This is a genomic window from Streptomyces cynarae (assembly GCF_025642135.1).
GTDB classification, from domain to species: domain Bacteria; phylum Actinomycetota; class Actinomycetes; order Streptomycetales; family Streptomycetaceae; genus Streptomyces; species Streptomyces cynarae.
In genome coordinates, this window is record NZ_CP106793.1 from 4928950 (window position 1) to 4945382 (window position 16433).

Here is a 16433-nt window from a genome sequence, read left to right on the forward strand (position 1 = left end):
CCTTCGTCGGCCCGGCCGTCGGTCGCACGGGGCGGTGATCCGGGAGGCCCCGGCCCGGTAGACCTTAACGACTACTCGGGCAGCCGGAGTTCCAGGTCGGCGCGGGGCGTGATCCCGTGGCGGGCGACGGCGTCGAGCAGGTGTGCCACCGGGCCGCGGCCGGGCAGCTGGGCCTCGGGGTCGAGGTCGTGCCACGGCGCGAGGACGAAGGCCCGCTCGTGGGCGCGCGGGTGGGGCAGCGTGAGCACCGGGTCGTCGGAGACCACGTCGGCGTACGCGACGATGTCCACGTCCAACGTGCGCGCCCCCCAGCGCTCGTCGCGCACCCGGTGGAAGGCCTCCTCGACGGCGTGCGCCCGCTCCAGCAGGGAGGAGGGGGGCAGGGTCGTCTTCACGACGACCACCGCGTTGAAGTACGCCGGCTGGCTGCCGGGGGCCACGCCCCACGGCTCGGTCTCGTACACCGGCGAGACCGCCTTGACGCGGACGCCCGGCGTGTCCTCCAGAGCGTCTATCGCGCCCTGGAGGTTCTCCAGGCGGTTGCCCAGGTTCGAGCCGATGGAGATCACGGCCCGTTTCGGGTTCTGCAGGGTGGTGTCGGCGGCGTCCACTTTCTCCACGACGGAGGTGGGCACCGGCTGGACGGTCGGGTCGCTCTGACCCCCGGCGAAGAAGGCGCTCATACTCGGCTCCGGGTGATGGTGACGGTCACGTCGTCGAAGGGGACCGTGATCGGGGCGTCCGGCTTGTGGACGCAGACCTCGACCTCCTGGACCGGGGCGTGCTTCAGGCAGGACAGTGCGATGCGCTCCGCGAGCGTCTCGATGAGGTTCACGGGCTCCCCCTCGACCACGGCGACGACCTCCTCGGCCACCACGCCGTAGTGCACGGTCTTCGTCAGGTCGTCGTCGGTCGCGGCCGGCCGGGTGTCCACGCCCAAGACGAGATCGACGATGAAGGTCTGGCCCTCCTCGCGCTCCTTGGGGAACACGCCGTGGTGCCCGCGGGCCTTCAGGCCGCGCAGCGCGACACGATCCACGCGAATCACTCCTGCAATCGTCGGTAGCGGCCGATTCTCACCGGATGCGGACGGTACACCGGCCTCGAATGAATCTACCTGCGAGCACTGACACCGTCGGCCCACGGGGGCGCGCGCCGACGGCACCGGCGGGAGGGCTCATCGGGCGTTTCCCCTGGGGAACACGGTGGCTCATGACCGGGTAGCCGCCCATACCCGGGAGTAGGTGATTCCGACCACTTCAGGCCGCCTACCCACTCGCGCGGGCCGTCCACCCCTCAGACGGAGTCGTCCTCTCAGACGGAGTCGTCCTCCTCGTCGTCACTGGTTTCGGTCAGCACGGGGGAGGCGTGGTGCGACCAGAGCTTCCAGCCGTCGGACGTGCGGCGGAACACGTTCGTGGCGACCACGAGCTGACCGACGAGCGGGCCCGGCTCCTCGCCGCCGTCGGGGGACGGGCCGCCGCTGAGGATGTTCTCCGTGCACGTCACGAGGGCGGTGTCGCCGGTCACGGAGACATGGACGTCGGTGAGGAAGAACTGGATGTAGTCGGTGTTCGCCATGATCAGCGCGTACGACCGCAGGACCTCGCCGCGTCCGGTCAGGACGGGCCAGCCCGGGTGGACGCAGGAGACCACGCCGGTGTCGGCCGGGTCGTGGTACTCCTCGTCCACGCCCAGGTCGGCGGGGGCGAGCCAGAGCGAGGACAGCTCCTCGAAGTCCCCCCGCTCCATGGCCTCGTAGAAGGCCGTGTTGGCCAGTTCGACCTGTTCGACGTCCGTGTGGGCGGTGCTCACCGGGCTCCTTCGGGGGTTCCGGTCGTGCGTGCGTCCTCCAAGGCGCGGGCGACGCGTACGGCGTCCGCCGTCGCGCGCACCTCGTGCACGCGCACGGCCCAGGCGCCGGCGTGCGCGGCGAGTGCGGAGACGGCGGCCGTGGCGGCGTCGCGTTCCCGTGCGGGCGGGGGTGCGCCCTCGGGGCCGGCCAGGACGCGGCCGAGGAACCGTTTGCGGGAGGCGGCCACCAGGAGGGGGTGGCCGAGGCCGAGCAGGCGGTCCAGGCGGGCGAGCAGGGCCAGGTCGTGCTCGGCGTCCTTGGAGAAGCCGAGACCGGGGTCGACGACGATGCGGTCCGGGGCGATGCCGCCCTCGAGGACGGCCTCCACGCGCGCGTGCAGCTCGTCCACGACCTCGGTGACGACGTCCTCGTAGACGCCCTTGACGTTGCCGCCCTGCAGGAAGCCGCGCCAGTGCATGACCACGAAGGGGGCGCCCGTGGCCGCGACGACCGGGATCATCGTGGGGTCGGCGAGTCCGCCGCTGACGTCGTTGACGAGGGCGGCACCGGCGGCGAGGGCCTGCTCGGCGACACGGGCGCGCATGGTGTCGACAGAGACCGTGACGCCCTCGGAGGCGAGACCGCGCACGACGGGGATGACCCGCCTCAGCTCCTCGGCCTCGTCGACACGGGTGGCACCGGGGCGGGTGGACTCCCCGCCGACGTCGACGAGGTCGGCGCCCTCGGAGACCAGGTCGAGGCCGTGCTTGACGGCGACGGTGGTGTCGAACCAGCGGCCGCCGTCGGAGAAGGAGTCGGGGGTGACGTTGACGACCCCCATGACCGCACAGCGGTCCCACGCCGGAAGACCGGCCACGCGGCCCCGCCCACTCTTCGTGCTCATACGTTCAGCGTAGGCCCCCGGGGCCTGTCTTTCGGATCAGCTCGGCGTCAGGGGCGTGGCAAAGACAGGCCGAGCACCCGCACCCGCCTCCAGGGACGGGTGTCCGCCACGGTGGACCGGCTGCGGCCGGGCTCCGGGGACGGCCCGGTGAGGCCCCGGGGATCGGGGCCCCCACCGGGCCTGTTGGGGCTTGTCAGGCGCGGCTGGGGGTCCGTACCCCGCGTTCCGCCACGCCGTGCGCGCACGGGCGCGGGGCCCGGGACGTGCGGCGCAGGACGCGGGGGAGGGCCAGGTTCACGAAGCCCTCGGCCTGCATGACCGCGAAGCCGATGCGCGGCAGGTCGCGGGTGGAGGCGTACACCATGAAGCGCGGCTCCCAGCGAGGCTGGAACTTGGCGTTGAACTTGTACAGGGACTCGATCTGGAACCACCGGGAAAGGAAGACCAGCAGCCCCCGCCACGCCCGCAGCACGGGCCCCGCACCGATCTTCTCGCCGCGGGCCAGCGCCGAGCGGAACATCGCGAAGTTCAGCGAGACGTGCTCGATGCCGAACTTCGGGGCGGCCTGCAGCGCGGCCACGATCAGCAGTTCGTTCATGCCCGGGTCGGCCGAGCGGTCACGGCGCATCAGGTCCAGGGAGGCCCCGTCCGTGCCCCAGGGGACGAAGTGCAGGACGGCCTTGAGGTCGCCGTACGGTCCCGCCTCGGCGTCGGCCTTGTGGGCCGTCGCGATCAGGCAGTCACCGTCAGCCGGGTCCCCGACACGGCCGAGCGCCATGGAGAAACCGCGCTCGGTGTCCGTACCGCGCCAGTCCTCGGCCGCCCGTCGTATGCGCTCCAACTCGCCCTCGCCGAGGTCACGGATGCGCCGTACCCGGGTCTCGTAACCGGCGCGCTCGATGCGCTTCACCATCTGGCGCACGTTGCGCATCGCACGCCCGGAGAGGGAGAAATCCTTGACGTCCACCACCGCCTCGTCACCCAGTTCGAGGGCGTCCAGGCCGGTCTCGCGGGTCCACACCTCGCCGCCCGTCTCCGAGCAGCCCACGACCGCGGGCGTCCAGGAGTGAGCCCTGGCCTCGTCCATGAACCGCTCGATGGCGCCCGGCCAGGCCTCCACGTCGCCGATCGGGTCGCCGCTCGCCAGCATCACGCCCGACACGACGCGGTACGTCACCGCCGCCTTGCCGCTCGGTGAGAAGACGACCGCCTTGTCGCGGCGGAGTGCGAAGTGGCCGAGGGAGTCACGACTCCCGTGCTTGTCCAGCAGGGCGCGCAGCCGTTCCTCGTCCTCCTCGGTGAGCTGGGCGGCCGGGTGTTCGGGCCGGAAGGCCAGGTAGATCGTGGTGATCGCGGTGATGAGACCGAGCGCGCCGAGCGAGAAGCCCACCGTCCAGGAGGTGTTGCCGGTGTAGTCGACCGGGCCCTCGAAGCCGAACAGGCCGTACAGGACGTGCTCGAGGCGGTCGGACAGGCTCGGGTCGCCGACCATGCGGTGCGAGTGGACGCTGACGATGACCAGGCCCAGACCCACGGAACCGGCGCCCATGAGGATGAAGTTGGCCAGTGCGCGCCAGCGACTGCGCGGGTCGGGCAGGGCCGCGAACTCGCCTCGGTGGCGCAGCAGCGGCACCAGCAGCGCCACCGCGATGAGCACGCCGACGAGCGAGTGGCGGTAGACGTACTCCGACACGGCGCCCGCCGGAAGGAGCAGTACCGCGGCGCGCCACGCCCGGCGTTTGCGCCGGCGCAGCCCGTGGGCCAGGAGCAGCAGCAGGACGCCCGCGCTCAGGGACAGGGCCGCGGCGAAGGGTCCGAACGAGCCGGGCAGCACCTCGGCCATGCGGTGCATACGGCTGTGCCGGAAGCGCGGGAACACGCCCGCGGCGATGTCCAGGACTCCCACGAGGGTGCAGGCCCTGGCGATCAGCGTGGGGACGGCCTCCGGACGCGGGCCGCGGAGTATGCGCCGCACCACACGTGATCGCTCCGGAACCTCATCCGACTTTTCCCCATCTATCCTGACAGACATCGCATCCCGTAGTTCTGCGAGAGACCTTGAGCCCGGTGCCGATCGGGGCATCCGGCGACATTGCGCCCTCTAGGACGGTGTCTCGGGGAGAGAGGTTCACTCCCCATCACAAAGCTGGTTCAAAGCCGACGGAAAGTCCGGGGCAAGGGCCGGCGAAACCGCGGGGGCGGGCCCCGCGGCCGTATGGAAAGCGCAGGCAGGAAAGAGCCCATGGGTCTCACGAGCAACAAGGTGCTGGCGCTGGCGATCGTGTTCGCCGTGCTGCTGTTCTTCGGCACGGTGTGGTACTGGCCACGTCTGGCACGAAGGAACTGGCAGGCCGTCAGTGGACGGGTCGGTCTGCTGTTCGCCACCCAGTTGTCGATCTTCGCGTCCCTCGGGCTCTTCGCCAACCAGTCCTTCGGCTTCTACGCCAGCTGGTCCGATCTGTTCGGCCAGGACACGGGACAGGGTGTGGTCGTCGACAACGGCGCCACGGGAGCGAGCGGCGGAGCCGTCCAGGTGGTCGGCACCCAGACCGTGAACGTGGCGGGCGGCGGACAGCCGCAGATCGGCGGACAGATCCAGAGAATCACCATATTCGGCGCCAAGACCCATATCGCCACGCCGGCGTACGTCTACCTGCCGCCGGAGTACTTCCAGCCGCAGTTCCGCACGCGGTCGTTCCCGGTGGGCGTCGTCCTCACCGGCTACCCGGGTACGGCGGAGGCGCTCATCAAGGGGCTGAAGTATCCGCAGACGGCGCACGACCTTTCCAAGAGCGGCAAGATGCAGCCGATGATCCTGGTGATGCTGCGCCCGACCGTGGTACCGCCGCGGGACACGGAGTGCGTGGACATTCCGGGTGGGCCGCAGGTCGAGACCTTCTTCGCGAAGGACCTCCCCGACTCGATCAAGTCCCACTACAAGAGGGTGGGCGTCAGGCCCGCCGGCTGGGGCATCATCGGCGACTCCACGGGCGGCTACTGCGCGCTGAAGTTCGCGATGCACCACCCGGACGTCTATGCCGCCGCGGTGGGTCTGTCGCCGTACTTCAAGGCGCCGATCGACCCGACCACGGGCGACCTCTTCCACGGGAACAAGGATCTGCAGAACCGCGCCGACCTGATGTGGTACCTCAAGCACATGCCGGCGCCCAACACCTCACTGCTCGTCACGAGCAGCAAGCACGGCGAGTTCCACTACAAGGCCACGCTCAAGTTCATCCAGCAGGTGCGGGCCAACAAGGTGACCCGCATCTCGTCGCTCATCCTCGACAGCGGCGGCCACAACTTCAACACGTGGCTGCGGGAGATCCCGGGTTCGCTGCAGTGGCTGAGCGGGCGGCTCAGCGACCGCTGAGCGGGTGAATGGGTGGTATCTCCACAAGAATTCGCCGCCAATCCGGAGACGGCCGGCTCCCGGTTCCCTTTCGGGAGGGGAGCCGGGCCACGGTAACGAGCTTCCGGCCGCGCGATAAACGATCTTGAAGATCTGTCCCGGCGACTCCGGAAGGGGCCCGCGGAGTGCCCAAACGGCCCGGCGGGGCGTCCCATGCCCCCGTCGGGCGCCGACGGTGTTTCCGCGTCGAAGGGAATCTCCCGGATTCGGGAGGGTGTTGTTCCCATTCCGATGTCGTGGGGCTGTGGGAACGTTGCGGTGTGGCCGCATTTTTACCGGGTGTGGCACCATCATTCGCCTACGCGCGGTAAGTTTCTGGCCATGCCACGTGGACGTCACCGTCATTCCCCACCCTTGCACAGGCTGTTGCCTCCTTCGGTGATCGCAGGCGTCTCGGTCGTCTGCGCCGTGGGGCCCTGGTTGTTCACGGAGCCGCTGGTGCTCCGTGGGCTGGCCGCGGGTGCCGCGGTCACGACGATCCTGGGCTCGGTCGTCATGCGCCGCTGGGATCTGGCCGCGGGCAAACGCGTCGCCGACCTCACGCGCGCGCGGGCGAGCGACGAATGGCGTCACGAGGAGCGCGTCGCCGAGCTGGAGACCGACCTGGAGGAGTCGCGCGAACTGCGCGCCAAACTGGAGCAGAGGCTCCGCGCCAAGCGCACGGAACTGGCCAATCTCCGCAACGAACACGCCGCCCTGCTGCGGCGGTACGCCACAGCGGAGACGGAGCGCGCGAGCGCCCTGGAGGGCCGCCGCCGGCTGGCGATCGAGGCAGCGCCCTCTTCCCCCGAGCTGTCCGCGCCGGTCGCTGAGGCGCCCGCCACCGAGCCGGACGGGGACGCCGGGCCGTCGTCGTCCGCGCCCCGGGCGTTCTCCCCGGAGGGACCGGCGCTCTTCGCCGCGGCCAACGAGGCGCTGGCACGGCTTGCCCGGGGCGGTGCCGCGGGCGTGGCCGGAGAGCCGGACGCCGAGTCCGGGGCGGCGAGCGGGAAGGACTCCCCGACGAAGGACGGCCCGGACGACGACGGCGGCGAGCGCGCCTCCGCCGACCCCGACGCCTCCGACGCCCCGGAGGCCCCCGAGGCCGGCACCGGGACCGAGACGGAGAGCGAGGGCGAGTCGGCCGCCGAGCAGGAGCACCCGGCCGCCTCGACGGAACAGCAGCCGCAGCCCCCCGCCGCCAAGCCCGCACACACCACCGGCCACTTCACGGTGCCGACCGCCGTGGCCGTCGTACCGTCGGCCCCGCGTCCGCGCCCGGCCGTCGAGGGCGGGTTCGACTTCTTCGGCACCAAGTCGCGGCAGAGCCTGGAGTCCGTGCAGAACGAGGACCTCGCGGACGTCGTCGGCCAGGAGGCGCTCGCGGTGCACAAGGCGGAGTCCGAGTCCGGCTTCAAGTCCGCGGACCCCGAGGCGCGCGCCGTCGGACAGGTCATCGACCTGACGGCGCACGACGAGACCGAGCGGATCGACGTGCAGGGGCTGCGGACCGCGGCCTCCTGAACCCGCCAGGACGTGGATGAGGGGCGGCGGCACGCCAGGTGCCGCCGCCCCTCACGTCGTCGCGTCGTCCCTCGGCACGTGGTGGCGCTGCCGCCTACGCTGCCGCCTACGAGGCCATCCACCGGTCCGGCCGCGCGTCCCGCCGCCCCGTGCGCGACCGGTCCCCCTGCGCGTAGAGCAGCGCCGCCGCCTCCTCGGAGTCCCTGAGGCGCGCCGTGACCGTCTTGTTCGCGCCGGTGTCCAGGTGCACGTCGGCGGCCCGCCACAGCCGCTGCCACGGCCCCTGCGTCAGCCGTGCGCTCTGCACCTTGGCGTGCGGGACGAGGGACAGGGTGCGGCGCACCAGGCCGTGCCGGGCGGCGAACACCGTCTCGGTGACGGCCAGCCCCTGGCCGCGCCACCACACCGGCAGGCACCGGGCCGCGCGCCGCGGCGGCCGGGACAGGGACGTCGGCACCGTCACCCCGGGCAGCACCCGGGCGATCACCGACTCGGCGGCCGCGCGCGGGGCGACCGGCACCAGCACCGAGTTGGACGAGCCCGCGACGTCCAGTTCGACCCGGACCCAATCGCGCCTCCGCCACAGCAGCGGCTCCACGATCCGTACGCCCTGCACGCGCCCCGGCGGCACCGTCTCGTGCGACCGGTCCAGCAGCCCGTGGTCGATACGGAGCCCGTCCGGCGACTCGCCCACCGTCCAGTCGTACGCGCGCACGAAACGCCCCGCCGACCTGGTGGCCGCGCCGCCGATCAACGGCACCCCGGCGGCCAGCACCGCCCCCACGCTGTGCGTGCCGAGCCACACCAGCGTCGGCACGACCAAGGAGCCGAGCAGCGAGCCCCAGGTGGCGCCGATGAGGAGGAGCGAGACGGCCAGGTCGCCCGGCGGCACGTGCAGCAGCCGCCGTACCGGCGCCTCGCCGACCTCGTGCGCCGTCTCGGGGCGAAGCCGGCCGCGCGGGCGAGGAGCTCGGCCCGCAGCGCCCGCGCCTCCCCCTGGCCGAGATAGGCCAGTTCGTCCTTCTTGTGGGTGCCGATGACGTCCAGCTTCAGCTTGGCGACACCTGCGAGGCGGGCCAGCATCGGCTGGCTGACGTCGACGGCCTGCAGCCGGTCCAGACGGATGTGCGCGGTACGGCGGAAGAGCAGGCCCGTGCGGATGCGCAGTTCGGTGTCCGTCACCGAGAAGTGCGTGAACCACCAGCTGAGGAAGCCGTACAGGGCGGCGGCCGGCACCAGGACCGCGAGCCCGATGAGGAGCGCGGTCGCCGTCAGCTTCGCCAGCTGCTCCTGGGCCTGGTTCGGGTCGTGCACGGCCCAGCCGACGACCACGGCGACCGGCGCCCAGGCGCGCCGCAGCGGGGTCACCGGATGCAGCCGCCGCTCCGCCGCCCCCGGCCCCTCCGGTATGCAGGACTGTCCTCCGCTGTCGCTCACAGCCCCGCCGATCGGGCCTCGCCCAGCTCGGTCAGCCGGTCCCGCAGCCGCTCCGCCTCGGCCGGATGCAGCCCCGGGATCCTGGCGTCGGTCGCGGCGGCGGCCGTGTGCAGCTGGACGCTCGCCAGCCCGAAGTGCCGTTCGACGGGACCGGAGGTCACCTCCACGAGCTGCATGCGGCCGTACGGCACCACGGTCTCCTCCCGCCACAGCACGCCCCGGCTGATCAGCAGGTCGTCGGCGCGCTCGGCGTACCGCCAGGAGCGCCAGTTGCGGCCGAGCAGCACCCAGCCCCAGGCGAGCCCGGCCAGCGGCAGCAGTGCGAACAGCGCCCACACGGGCCCGGCCAGCAGCCCCGGCAGCAGCGCCACCACGACGGCCCCCAGCCCCAGCCACACCACCAGCAGCATCCGCCGCATCCTCAGCAGCCCCGGCGGCAGACCCGTCCAGAGGGGTTCCCCGCCCGCCTTCACCGTCCCCGTTTCCATGGCGCAAGCGTACGTACGAGAGACTGGGTCCATGACTCCTACGACGGAGACCATGGTCGGGATCGGCGGCGCCGCGGAGAGCACCGACATGGTGCTCAACATCGGGCCCCAGCACCCGTCCACGCACGGTGTGCTGCGGCTGAAGCTGGTGCTGGACGGCGAGCGGATCAGGCACGCGGAGCCGGTCATCGGCTATATGCACCGCGGTGCGGAGAAGCTGTTCGAGGCGCGCGACTACCGCCAGATCATCATGCTGGCCAACCGCCACGACTGGCTCTCCGCCTTCTCCAACGAGCTGGGCGTGGTCCTCGCCGTCGAGCGGATGCTCGGCATGGAGGTGCCCGAGCGCGCCGTCTGGATGCGCACGCTGCTCGGGGAGCTGAACCGGGTCCTGAACCACCTGATGTTCCTCGGCTCCTATCCGCTGGAGCTGGGCGGCATCACGCCGGTGTTCTACGCGTTCCAGGAGCGCGAGGAGCTGCAGAACGTCATGGAGGAGATCTCCGGCGGCCGCATGCACTACATGTTCAACCGGGTCGGCGGGCTCAAGGAGGACCTTCCGGCCGGATGGACCGCACGCGCGCGTACCGCCGTCCGTGACGTGCGCTCCCGTATGGACCGGTTCGACGACCTGGTGCTCGGCAACGAGATCTTCCGGGGGCGCACCCGGGGCGTGGGCGTCCTCACGCCGGAGACCGTGCACGCGTACGGCGTCAGCGGGCCGATCGCGCGCGCGTCCGGTGTGGACTTCGACCTGCGCCGGGACGAGCCGTACCTGGCCTACGGGGAACTCCAGGACACCCTCGGGGTCGTCACCCGGCAGGAGGGCGACTGCCTGGCCCGCTTCGAGTGCCTGCTGGAGCAGACGCACAACGCGCTGGACCTGGCCGACGCGTGCCTGGACCGGCTGGCCGAGCTGCCGCCCGGGCCGGTCAACCAGCGCCTGCCCAAGGTGCTCAAGGCACCCGAGGGCCACACCTACGCCTGGACCGAGAACCCGCTCGGCATCAACGGCTACTACCTGGTCAGCAAGGGCGACAAGACTCCGTACCGGCTCAAGCTCCGCTCGGCCTCGTACAACAACATCCAGGCGCTGACCGAGCTGCTGCCGGGCACGCTGGTCGCGGACATGGTGGCGATCCTGGGGTCGATGTTCTTCGTGGTCGGGGACATCGACAAGTAGCTTCCCCAGCCGTTCGAGGCCGTCGAGCCCTTCTGGCCGTTCGATCCCTTCCGGCCGTCGAGCCCTGTGGTCGTCGAGCCCTTTGAGCCTCCGCGGCCTACGAGCCTTCGCGGCCTACGAGCCTTCGCCGCCTACGAGCCTTCGAGTCCTGCCAGGGCTGCTTCCGGGACGCCCACGGGCTGGAGCAGCCAGCCGAAGTCGCCGAGGCCGCCGGGCGCGGTGAGTTCGGCGGCGGCTCCGGCGTGCGCGAGGGCGCGTACGTACGCGGTGGGGTCCGTGGAGGCGAGGGTGAGCGGGGGGCGTGCGCCGGTGATCCCGAGGGCTCGCAGGGCGTCGCGCTGGGTCAGCAGGCGTGCCCCCGGAAGAGCACACGCGTCCAGGGCCACATGCGCCGTGATGTCGCAGGAGCCGTCCGGCACGGGAGCGCACTCCCGGCCCGCGCGGAACCCGGTGAGCGTCCCGAACGGCGGCCGGGCTTCCGCGCGGTGCGCGTAGTCGACGGCGACGGCCAGCCCGCGCTCGACGGTGGCGACCGCGGCGGCCCACGCGCTGTCCCGGGGCGCGCCGATCTCGGCCCTTGCGCCTTCGGCGGACAGCGGCCACCAACGCTCCAGCCACGCGGCATCCGTTCCCGTGACCGGCTCCCCGAGCCGCTCCGTCCCGTCCCGCCGGACCAGGACAAGCCGGGGCACACCGTCGGCGTCCGCCTCCGCGACCTCGACCGGCACGTTGTCCAGCCACTCGTTCGCGAACAGCAGCCCGGTGATCTTCTCCGGTGGCTCGGCCAGCCACTCGATCCCGGGATCCAGGTTCGGGGGCCTGCCGGCGACCTCCACGGCGCACGCGCGCGTGCGGGCGGCCACGTCCCCGGGCAGCGCGTCCAGGACCCCGGCGACCAGTTCGCCCCGCCCCGCTGCCATGTCCACGAAGGTCAGCTCGGCCGGCCGCCCCAGCGCCTCGTCGAGCAGGCACAGCAGCCGGGCCACGGCCGCGGCGAACAGCGGCGATGCGTGCACGGACGTGCGGAAGTGCGCGGCGGGCCCCTCGGGCCGCCGGTAGAACCCGTCCGCCCCGTACAGCGCCTCCTCGGCCGCCGCCCGCCATCCCCGCCACTCACCGCTCAGCCGCTGTCCCACGGGGTCAGGCTAGGGCCTGACCCGGGTGCCTCTCCGACCGTGGGGTGCCGGCAGGTATCCACCTTGCGGAGTACGTGTGTCCGTCACGGATCGGTCCTCCGGTTGACCCCCGCACCCTGCGTGTTTCCCTACTCTGGGTTACGTGCAGCGCCTCTATGACTTCCTCCGCAGGCATCCCACCTGGGTCGACAGTTTCTGGGCCGTCGTCCTGTTCGGGCTCTCCTGCGTGAGTCTGACGAACCTCAACGGGGCGCCGGACCACCACGGATCGCTCCCGGTCGGGCTCGCCGTCTCCGCCGTGCTCTGCCTCGTCGTCGCGCTGCGCCGCCGTATGCCCGAGAAGATGCTGATCGTCGCCGCCGGCATGGGCCTGGCCCAGCTGGTCCTGGACGAGCAGTCGATGATCGCCGACTTCGCCATGCTGGTGATCATCTACACGGTCGCCGCTCTGGGCGCCCGCTGGGCCTCCCGCGTCGGCCTGATCGCCGGCCTGAGCGCGGGCACCCTGGCCGCGATCCGCTGGCCGGAACACCACTCCGGTGCCCTCGGCAACATCGCGATAGCCGCCTTCCAGACCGTGCCCTTCGCGCTCGCCTGGGTCCTCGGCGACTCCCTGCGCACCCGGCGCGCCTACTTCGCCCAGCTGGAGGAGCGTGCCGCCCGGCTGGAGAAGGAGCGCGAGGCGCAGGCCAAGGTCGCGGTCGCCGCCGAGCGCGCCCGTATCGCCCGTGAGCTGCACGACGTGGTCGCGCACAACGTCTCGGTGATGGTGGTGCAGGCCGACGGCGCCGCCTACGTCCTCGACAGCGCCCCCGACCAGGCGAAGAAGGCCCTGGAGACGATCTCCACCACCGGCCGTCAGGCGCTCGCCGAGATGCGCCGTCTGCTCGGCGTGCTGCGCACCGGCGAGCACAAGGAGGAGGGCGAGTACGTCCCGCAGCCCGACGTCGAACAGATCGACGAGCTGGTCGAGCAGTGCCGCAGCGCGGGCCTGCCCGTCGACTTCAAGGTGGAGGGCACTCCGCGCCCGCTGCCCAGCGGCGTGGAGCTCACCGCGTACCGCATCGTGCAGGAGGCGCTCACCAACACCCGCAAGCACGGGGGGCCGGGCGCGGGCGCCAGCGTGCGCCTGGTGTACTTCGACGACGGCCTCGGACTGCTCGTCGAGGACGACGGCAAGGGCGCCCCGCACGAGCTCTACGAGGAGGGCGGCCTCGACGGCCACGGCCACGGTCTGATCGGCATGCGGGAGCGCGTCGGCATGGTCGGCGGAACCCTGGACGCCGGCCCTCGCCCAGGAGGAGGCTTCCGCATCAGTGCCCTGCTTCCGCTGAAACCGGCCCACTGATTACGTGCCCGCCCCAGCCCGCCCGACCACCCGACCGGAGGACCCTTGCCATGCCGATCCGCGTGATGCTCGTCGACGACCAGGTGCTGCTGCGCACCGGGTTCCGGATGGTGCTGGACGCCCAGCCGGACATGGAGGTCGTCGCGGAGGCGGGTGACGGCGTGGAGGCCCTTCAGGTGCTGCGTTCGACCGAGGTCGACGTGGTGCTGATGGACGTGCGCATGCCGAAGCTGGACGGCGTGGAGGCGACCCGCCGCATCTGCGCGGACCCGAACCCGCCCAAGGTGCTGATCCTCACCACGTTCGACCTCGACGAGTACGCGTTCTCGGGGCTGAAGGCGGGCGCCTCCGGCTTCATGCTGAAGGACGTGCCGCCCGGCGAACTGCTCGCCGCCATCCGCGCCGTGCACAGCGGCGACGCGGTGGTCGCGCCGTCCACGACCCGTCGCCTGCTCGACCGGTTCGCACCGATGCTGCCGGGCGGCAGCACCGAGCCCCGGCACAAGGAGCTGGACCGGCTCACCGACCGCGAGCGCGAGGTCATGGTGCTGGTGGCCCAGGGTTTGTCCAACGGCGAGATCGCGGCCCGGCTGGTGCTGTCCGAGGCGACCGTGAAGACCCATGTGGGCCGCATCCTGACCAAGCTGGGGCTCAGGGACCGGGTGCAGGTGGTCGTCCTCGCCTACGAGACGGGGCTCGTCCGGGCGGGCGGGCACGGCTGACCACCGCTGCGGCCGGCTCGGGCCGGTGTGCGCCTACCTCAGGATGCCCTCCAGGAAGTCGCTGCCGAGCCGGGCCACCGCCGTGACGTCCATCTGGTGCAGGACGTACCGGCCGCGGCGACGGGTGGTGATCAGACCGGCCTTCTTCAGGACGCCCAGGTGCCGGGATATCTCGGGGGCGGTCATCCCGTGCGCCTGCGCCAGCTCGCTCGTCGTGTACGCGCTGCGGGCCAGATGGCGGCAGATGCGCATCCTCACCGGGTGGGACAGGGCGGTCATCCGCAGGGTCAGCTGCTCCAGCGAGGGCGGCGCCGACAGCTCGGGGGACGCGACCGGGTAGTGCAGCACCGGCTGCCAGCCGTGGCGGTGAAGGACCATCAGGTGCGGCCAGCCGAGGCTCGTCGGGACGAGCAGCAGGCCGCCGTCCCCAGTGGCGGTGCGGCCCTCACCGAGCTTGTCCACGACGATCCGGCCCTTCGTCCCGTCCAGCGTCACGGCGGGCGACACGGCCGCCAGCGCCTCCGCCAGACCCTTGCGCCGCAGCAGGTCCGTCTTGTGGCGGGCGTCCGCGGCAAGCTGGTGGCGCAGCCGGGACCAGGCGTCGGAGAAGAACGCCTCGTCGCAGTCCTGGAGGAACTGCCGGAGCCAGGCCCGAGTGCGCGGCGGGTCGGCCAGCAGCCGCTCCGTGAAGCGCAGTTGGCGAGGTCCTCGCGCGGCGGCCCGTTCCAGGGCGCGCCCCCGTACCCCGGCGTCCGAGAGCGCCGTCGGGCCGGGCGTGCTGTAGCACGTGGCGCAGGTGAACTCCAGGGCCGCGTCCACGAACTGCTCGTCGCTGAGCTTGTCCAGCAGGTCCATGTCCTCGGCGAGGGTGGCACCGGGGAGGGCCGCGCGGCCCGGGATGCCCGCGTAGGGCAGGAACAGGTCCGAGAACGTGGTCCGCCACAGGAAGTCGGCCTCGCACATCCGGTCGGCCAGGTGCGAGTCGAGCCGGGCGGTCACGCCCGTCACCCATCCCTGAAGGCCCGGATGGTGCCCCGGCTCGGCCAGTGCGTGCAGCGCCATGCTGAGCTCGGCCAGGGGAGAGGGCACGACGGAAACCCTCTCCGGCCGCAGCCCGCTGATGTCGATGTCCACGCTCATGGCCTCATGGTGCACCCCGCCACTGACAGAGCCGCCCTCGTTTGACGGAGGCCGTCAAACGGACCCGTTGACTCCCGGCAGCCGCTCCACGAACTCCACCGCCGCCTTCTTCACGTCGTCCGCCGTCCACTCCAGGGCGGCGGCGCGTACGTAGACCTCGGTGAAGGCCAGGCCCGGACCGCCGCGGTCCCACGGGTTGGCGAACAGGAGCGTCCCCGTCTCCTCGCCTTGGCGGACGGCGGCCTGAGCGAGGACGTCCGCGTCGTACGGCAACCAGACCTGGAACTCGTGGGTGTGCGGCGGGTCGGGGTGCACCCGCGCCCACGGCAGTCCCGCCGCCGCGAAACCCTCGCGCAGCGCGGCGGCCACCACGCGCGCGTGGCGCACGTACTCCGGCAGCCGGGGCAGTTCCCGCTCCAGTCCCGCCAGGGCCGACAGCACCGTCGGGAACTGTTGGAAGACCGCGCCTCCGTAGCGGTGCCGCCAGGTCCTGGCCTCGTCGACGAGGGCCCTGGGGCCCGCGAGCGCTGCGCCGCCGTACCCGTCGAGAGATTTGTAGAACGACACGTAGACGCTGTCCGCGAGGCCCGCGATCTCCTCCAGCGGACGGTCGAAGTGGACCGTGGTCTCCCACAGGCGCGCGCCGTCGAAGTGCACCACCGCGTCGCGCTCGTGCGCCGCCTCGACGAGCTTGGTGAGCTCCTCGAAGGAGGGCAGGACGAAACCGGCGTCCCTGAGGGGCAGTTCGAGCATCAGCGCCCCGAAGGGCTCCTCGAAGTCGCGCACCTCCTCGGCGGTCGGCAGCCGGGGCTCGCTCGTCACGCGCACCGGGCGCAACCCGCTGACCTCACTGAACGCCTTCCGCTCGTGCACCTCGGGGTGGGCGAGCGCATGCAGGGCCACCGTCCGGTCGCCGGTGCGGCCGGCCCAGCAGCGCAGCGCCACCTGCTGGGCCATGGTCCCGGTCGGGAAGAAGGCGGCGGCCTCCTTGCCCAGCAACCCGGCGACCTTCTCCTCCAGCGCCTCGACGATCCCGGTGCCGTACATGTCCCCGGCCTGGTCCAGGTCGTGCAGGCCCTCCGCGCCGTCGAGCAGCGCCAGCCGCTCCCGCAGCGTCCCCAGGAACCCCGGGCGCGCCAGCACGCGCTCCGCGCCCCGGTAGGCGGCGATCCGGCGTTCCCGCAGCAGGCGCCGCAGCTCCTCGGGTGATTCCGCCGGGTCTTCCCCGCCCTCCCGAGCCGGCTCTCCGGCGACCTGCTCAGCCGTTCGCGCCATGTCCCCCTCCGCCCTCGTCCTCATCCCGGGATCATCCCGTGCGCCCGCCCCTGCGGCACCCCGATTTCCACACCGGCCACCACCTGCGGG

Annotated in this window: 14 protein-coding genes and 1 pseudogene; 5 read left to right on the forward strand and 10 right to left on the reverse strand. The window is 72.1% G+C overall.

Annotated features, from left to right (window positions below):
- Window positions 1–71: 71 nt before the first annotated feature.
- The 5 genes from folK to N8I84_RS22635 form a co-directional block, all read right to left on the reverse strand.
- Entirely contained in the window at window positions 72–683 is a 612-nt protein-coding gene (gene folK, locus N8I84_RS22615; RefSeq protein WP_263231212.1) for a 2-amino-4-hydroxy-6-hydroxymethyldihydropteridine diphosphokinase, read from the reverse strand.
- Window positions 680–1039 carry a dihydroneopterin aldolase gene (gene folB, locus N8I84_RS22620; protein ID WP_263231213.1) on the reverse strand — a complete coding sequence of 120 codons (360 nt, stop codon included), beginning with the start codon at window positions 1037–1039 and terminating at the stop codon, window positions 680–682. The genes folK and folB overlap by 4 nt, the downstream gene beginning before the upstream one ends.
- A 275-nt stretch (window positions 1040–1314) precedes the next feature.
- Window positions 1315–1815, reverse strand: coding sequence for a nuclear transport factor 2 family protein (locus N8I84_RS22625; protein WP_263231214.1), 501 nt, complete (start codon window positions 1813–1815; stop codon window positions 1315–1317).
- Window positions 1812–2699: a dihydropteroate synthase gene (gene folP, locus N8I84_RS22630; protein WP_263231216.1), complete on the reverse strand. Its 888-nt coding sequence runs from the start codon at window positions 2697–2699 to the stop codon at window positions 1812–1814. Before folP ends, N8I84_RS22625 begins: the two co-directional genes overlap by 4 nt.
- A gap of 193 nt (window positions 2700–2892) precedes the next feature.
- Window positions 2893–4731 carry a phosphatidylglycerol lysyltransferase domain-containing protein gene (locus N8I84_RS22635; protein ID WP_263231217.1) on the reverse strand — a complete coding sequence of 613 codons (1839 nt, stop codon included), beginning with the start codon at window positions 4729–4731 and terminating at the stop codon, window positions 2893–2895.
- Between the two features lie 210 nt (window positions 4732–4941).
- On the opposite strand from N8I84_RS22635, the gene N8I84_RS22640 reads away from it, so the two are divergent.
- Complete coding sequence (locus tag N8I84_RS22640) at window positions 4942–6072, forward strand: alpha/beta hydrolase-fold protein (RefSeq protein ID WP_263231218.1); 1131 nt, start codon at window positions 4942–4944, stop codon at window positions 6070–6072.
- Window positions 6073–6432: 360 nt separating this feature from the next.
- On the forward strand, window positions 6433–7614 hold the full coding sequence (locus N8I84_RS22645) for an ICP22 family protein (protein WP_263231219.1): 1182 nt from the start codon (window positions 6433–6435) through the stop codon (window positions 7612–7614).
- A 106-nt stretch (window positions 7615–7720) separates the two neighbouring features.
- Here the strand turns inward: N8I84_RS22645 and N8I84_RS22650 are convergent.
- Window positions 7721–9051, reverse strand: a pseudogene (locus tag N8I84_RS22650) (PH domain-containing protein).
- A complete protein-coding gene (locus tag N8I84_RS22655) occupies window positions 9048–9539 on the reverse strand; it encodes a PH domain-containing protein (protein ID WP_263231220.1) in 492 nt (163 codons plus the stop codon). The pseudogene N8I84_RS22650 and the gene N8I84_RS22655 overlap by 4 nt, the downstream one beginning before the upstream one ends.
- 31 nt (window positions 9540–9570) lie before the next feature.
- On the opposite strand from N8I84_RS22655, the gene N8I84_RS22660 reads away from it, so the two are divergent.
- Window positions 9571–10722: an NADH-quinone oxidoreductase subunit D gene (locus N8I84_RS22660; RefSeq protein ID WP_263231221.1), complete on the forward strand. Its 1152-nt coding sequence runs from the start codon at window positions 9571–9573 to the stop codon at window positions 10720–10722.
- 131 nt (window positions 10723–10853) lie between these two features.
- On the opposite strand, the gene N8I84_RS22665 is transcribed toward N8I84_RS22660, so the two are convergent.
- Complete coding sequence (locus N8I84_RS22665) at window positions 10854–11858, reverse strand: SAM-dependent methyltransferase (RefSeq protein WP_263231222.1); 1005 nt, start codon at window positions 11856–11858, stop codon at window positions 10854–10856.
- A 142-nt stretch (window positions 11859–12000) separates the two neighbouring features.
- Here N8I84_RS22665 and N8I84_RS22670 point away from each other — a divergent pair, with 142 nt between their 5' ends.
- Window positions 12001–13206, forward strand: coding sequence for a sensor histidine kinase (locus tag N8I84_RS22670; protein ID WP_263231223.1), 1206 nt, complete (start codon window positions 12001–12003; stop codon window positions 13204–13206).
- A gap of 50 nt (window positions 13207–13256) precedes the next feature.
- Window positions 13257–13928, forward strand: coding sequence for a response regulator transcription factor (locus N8I84_RS22675; protein ID WP_200422403.1), 672 nt, complete (start codon window positions 13257–13259; stop codon window positions 13926–13928).
- Between the two features lie 33 nt (window positions 13929–13961).
- Here N8I84_RS22675 and N8I84_RS22680 read toward each other — a convergent pair whose 3' ends face one another.
- Window positions 13962–15068 (reverse strand): DUF5937 family protein, encoded by a 1107-nt coding sequence (locus tag N8I84_RS22680; protein ID WP_263231224.1) that lies wholly within the window; start codon window positions 15066–15068, stop codon window positions 13962–13964.
- A 54-nt stretch (window positions 15069–15122) separates the two neighbouring features.
- The gene (locus N8I84_RS22685) at window positions 15123–16343 is read right to left on the reverse strand and encodes a threonine aldolase family protein (RefSeq protein ID WP_263231225.1); all 1221 of its coding nucleotides are present in this window, start codon (window positions 16341–16343) and stop codon (window positions 15123–15125) included.
- Window positions 16344–16433 lie beyond the last annotated feature (90 nt).

Bases quoted from the DNA above. Each gene is read 5' to 3' on its own strand.
- folK (WP_263231212.1), bottom strand. From the start codon at position 683: ATGAGCGCCTTCTTCGCCGGGGGTCAGAGCGACCCGACCGTCCAGCCG.
- folP (WP_263231216.1), bottom strand. From the start codon at position 2,699: ATGAGCACGAAGAGTGGGCGGGGCCGCGTGGCCGGTCTTCCGGCGTGG.
- N8I84_RS22635 (WP_263231217.1), bottom strand. From the start codon at position 4,731: ATGTCTGTCAGGATAGATGGGGAAAAGTCGGATGAGGTTCCGGAGCGA.
- N8I84_RS22640 (WP_263231218.1), top strand. From the start codon at position 4,942: ATGGGTCTCACGAGCAACAAGGTGCTGGCGCTGGCGATCGTGTTCGCC.
- N8I84_RS22645 (WP_263231219.1), top strand. From the start codon at position 6,433: ATGCCACGTGGACGTCACCGTCATTCCCCACCCTTGCACAGGCTGTTG.
- N8I84_RS22655 (WP_263231220.1), bottom strand. From the start codon at position 9,539: ATGGAAACGGGGACGGTGAAGGCGGGCGGGGAACCCCTCTGGACGGGT.
- N8I84_RS22660 (WP_263231221.1), top strand. From the start codon at position 9,571: ATGACTCCTACGACGGAGACCATGGTCGGGATCGGCGGCGCCGCGGAG.
- N8I84_RS22675 (WP_200422403.1), top strand. From the start codon at position 13,257: ATGCCGATCCGCGTGATGCTCGTCGACGACCAGGTGCTGCTGCGCACC.
- N8I84_RS22680 (WP_263231224.1), bottom strand. From the start codon at position 15,068: ATGAGCGTGGACATCGACATCAGCGGGCTGCGGCCGGAGAGGGTTTCC.
- N8I84_RS22685 (WP_263231225.1), bottom strand. From the start codon at position 16,343: ATGGCGCGAACGGCTGAGCAGGTCGCCGGAGAGCCGGCTCGGGAGGGC.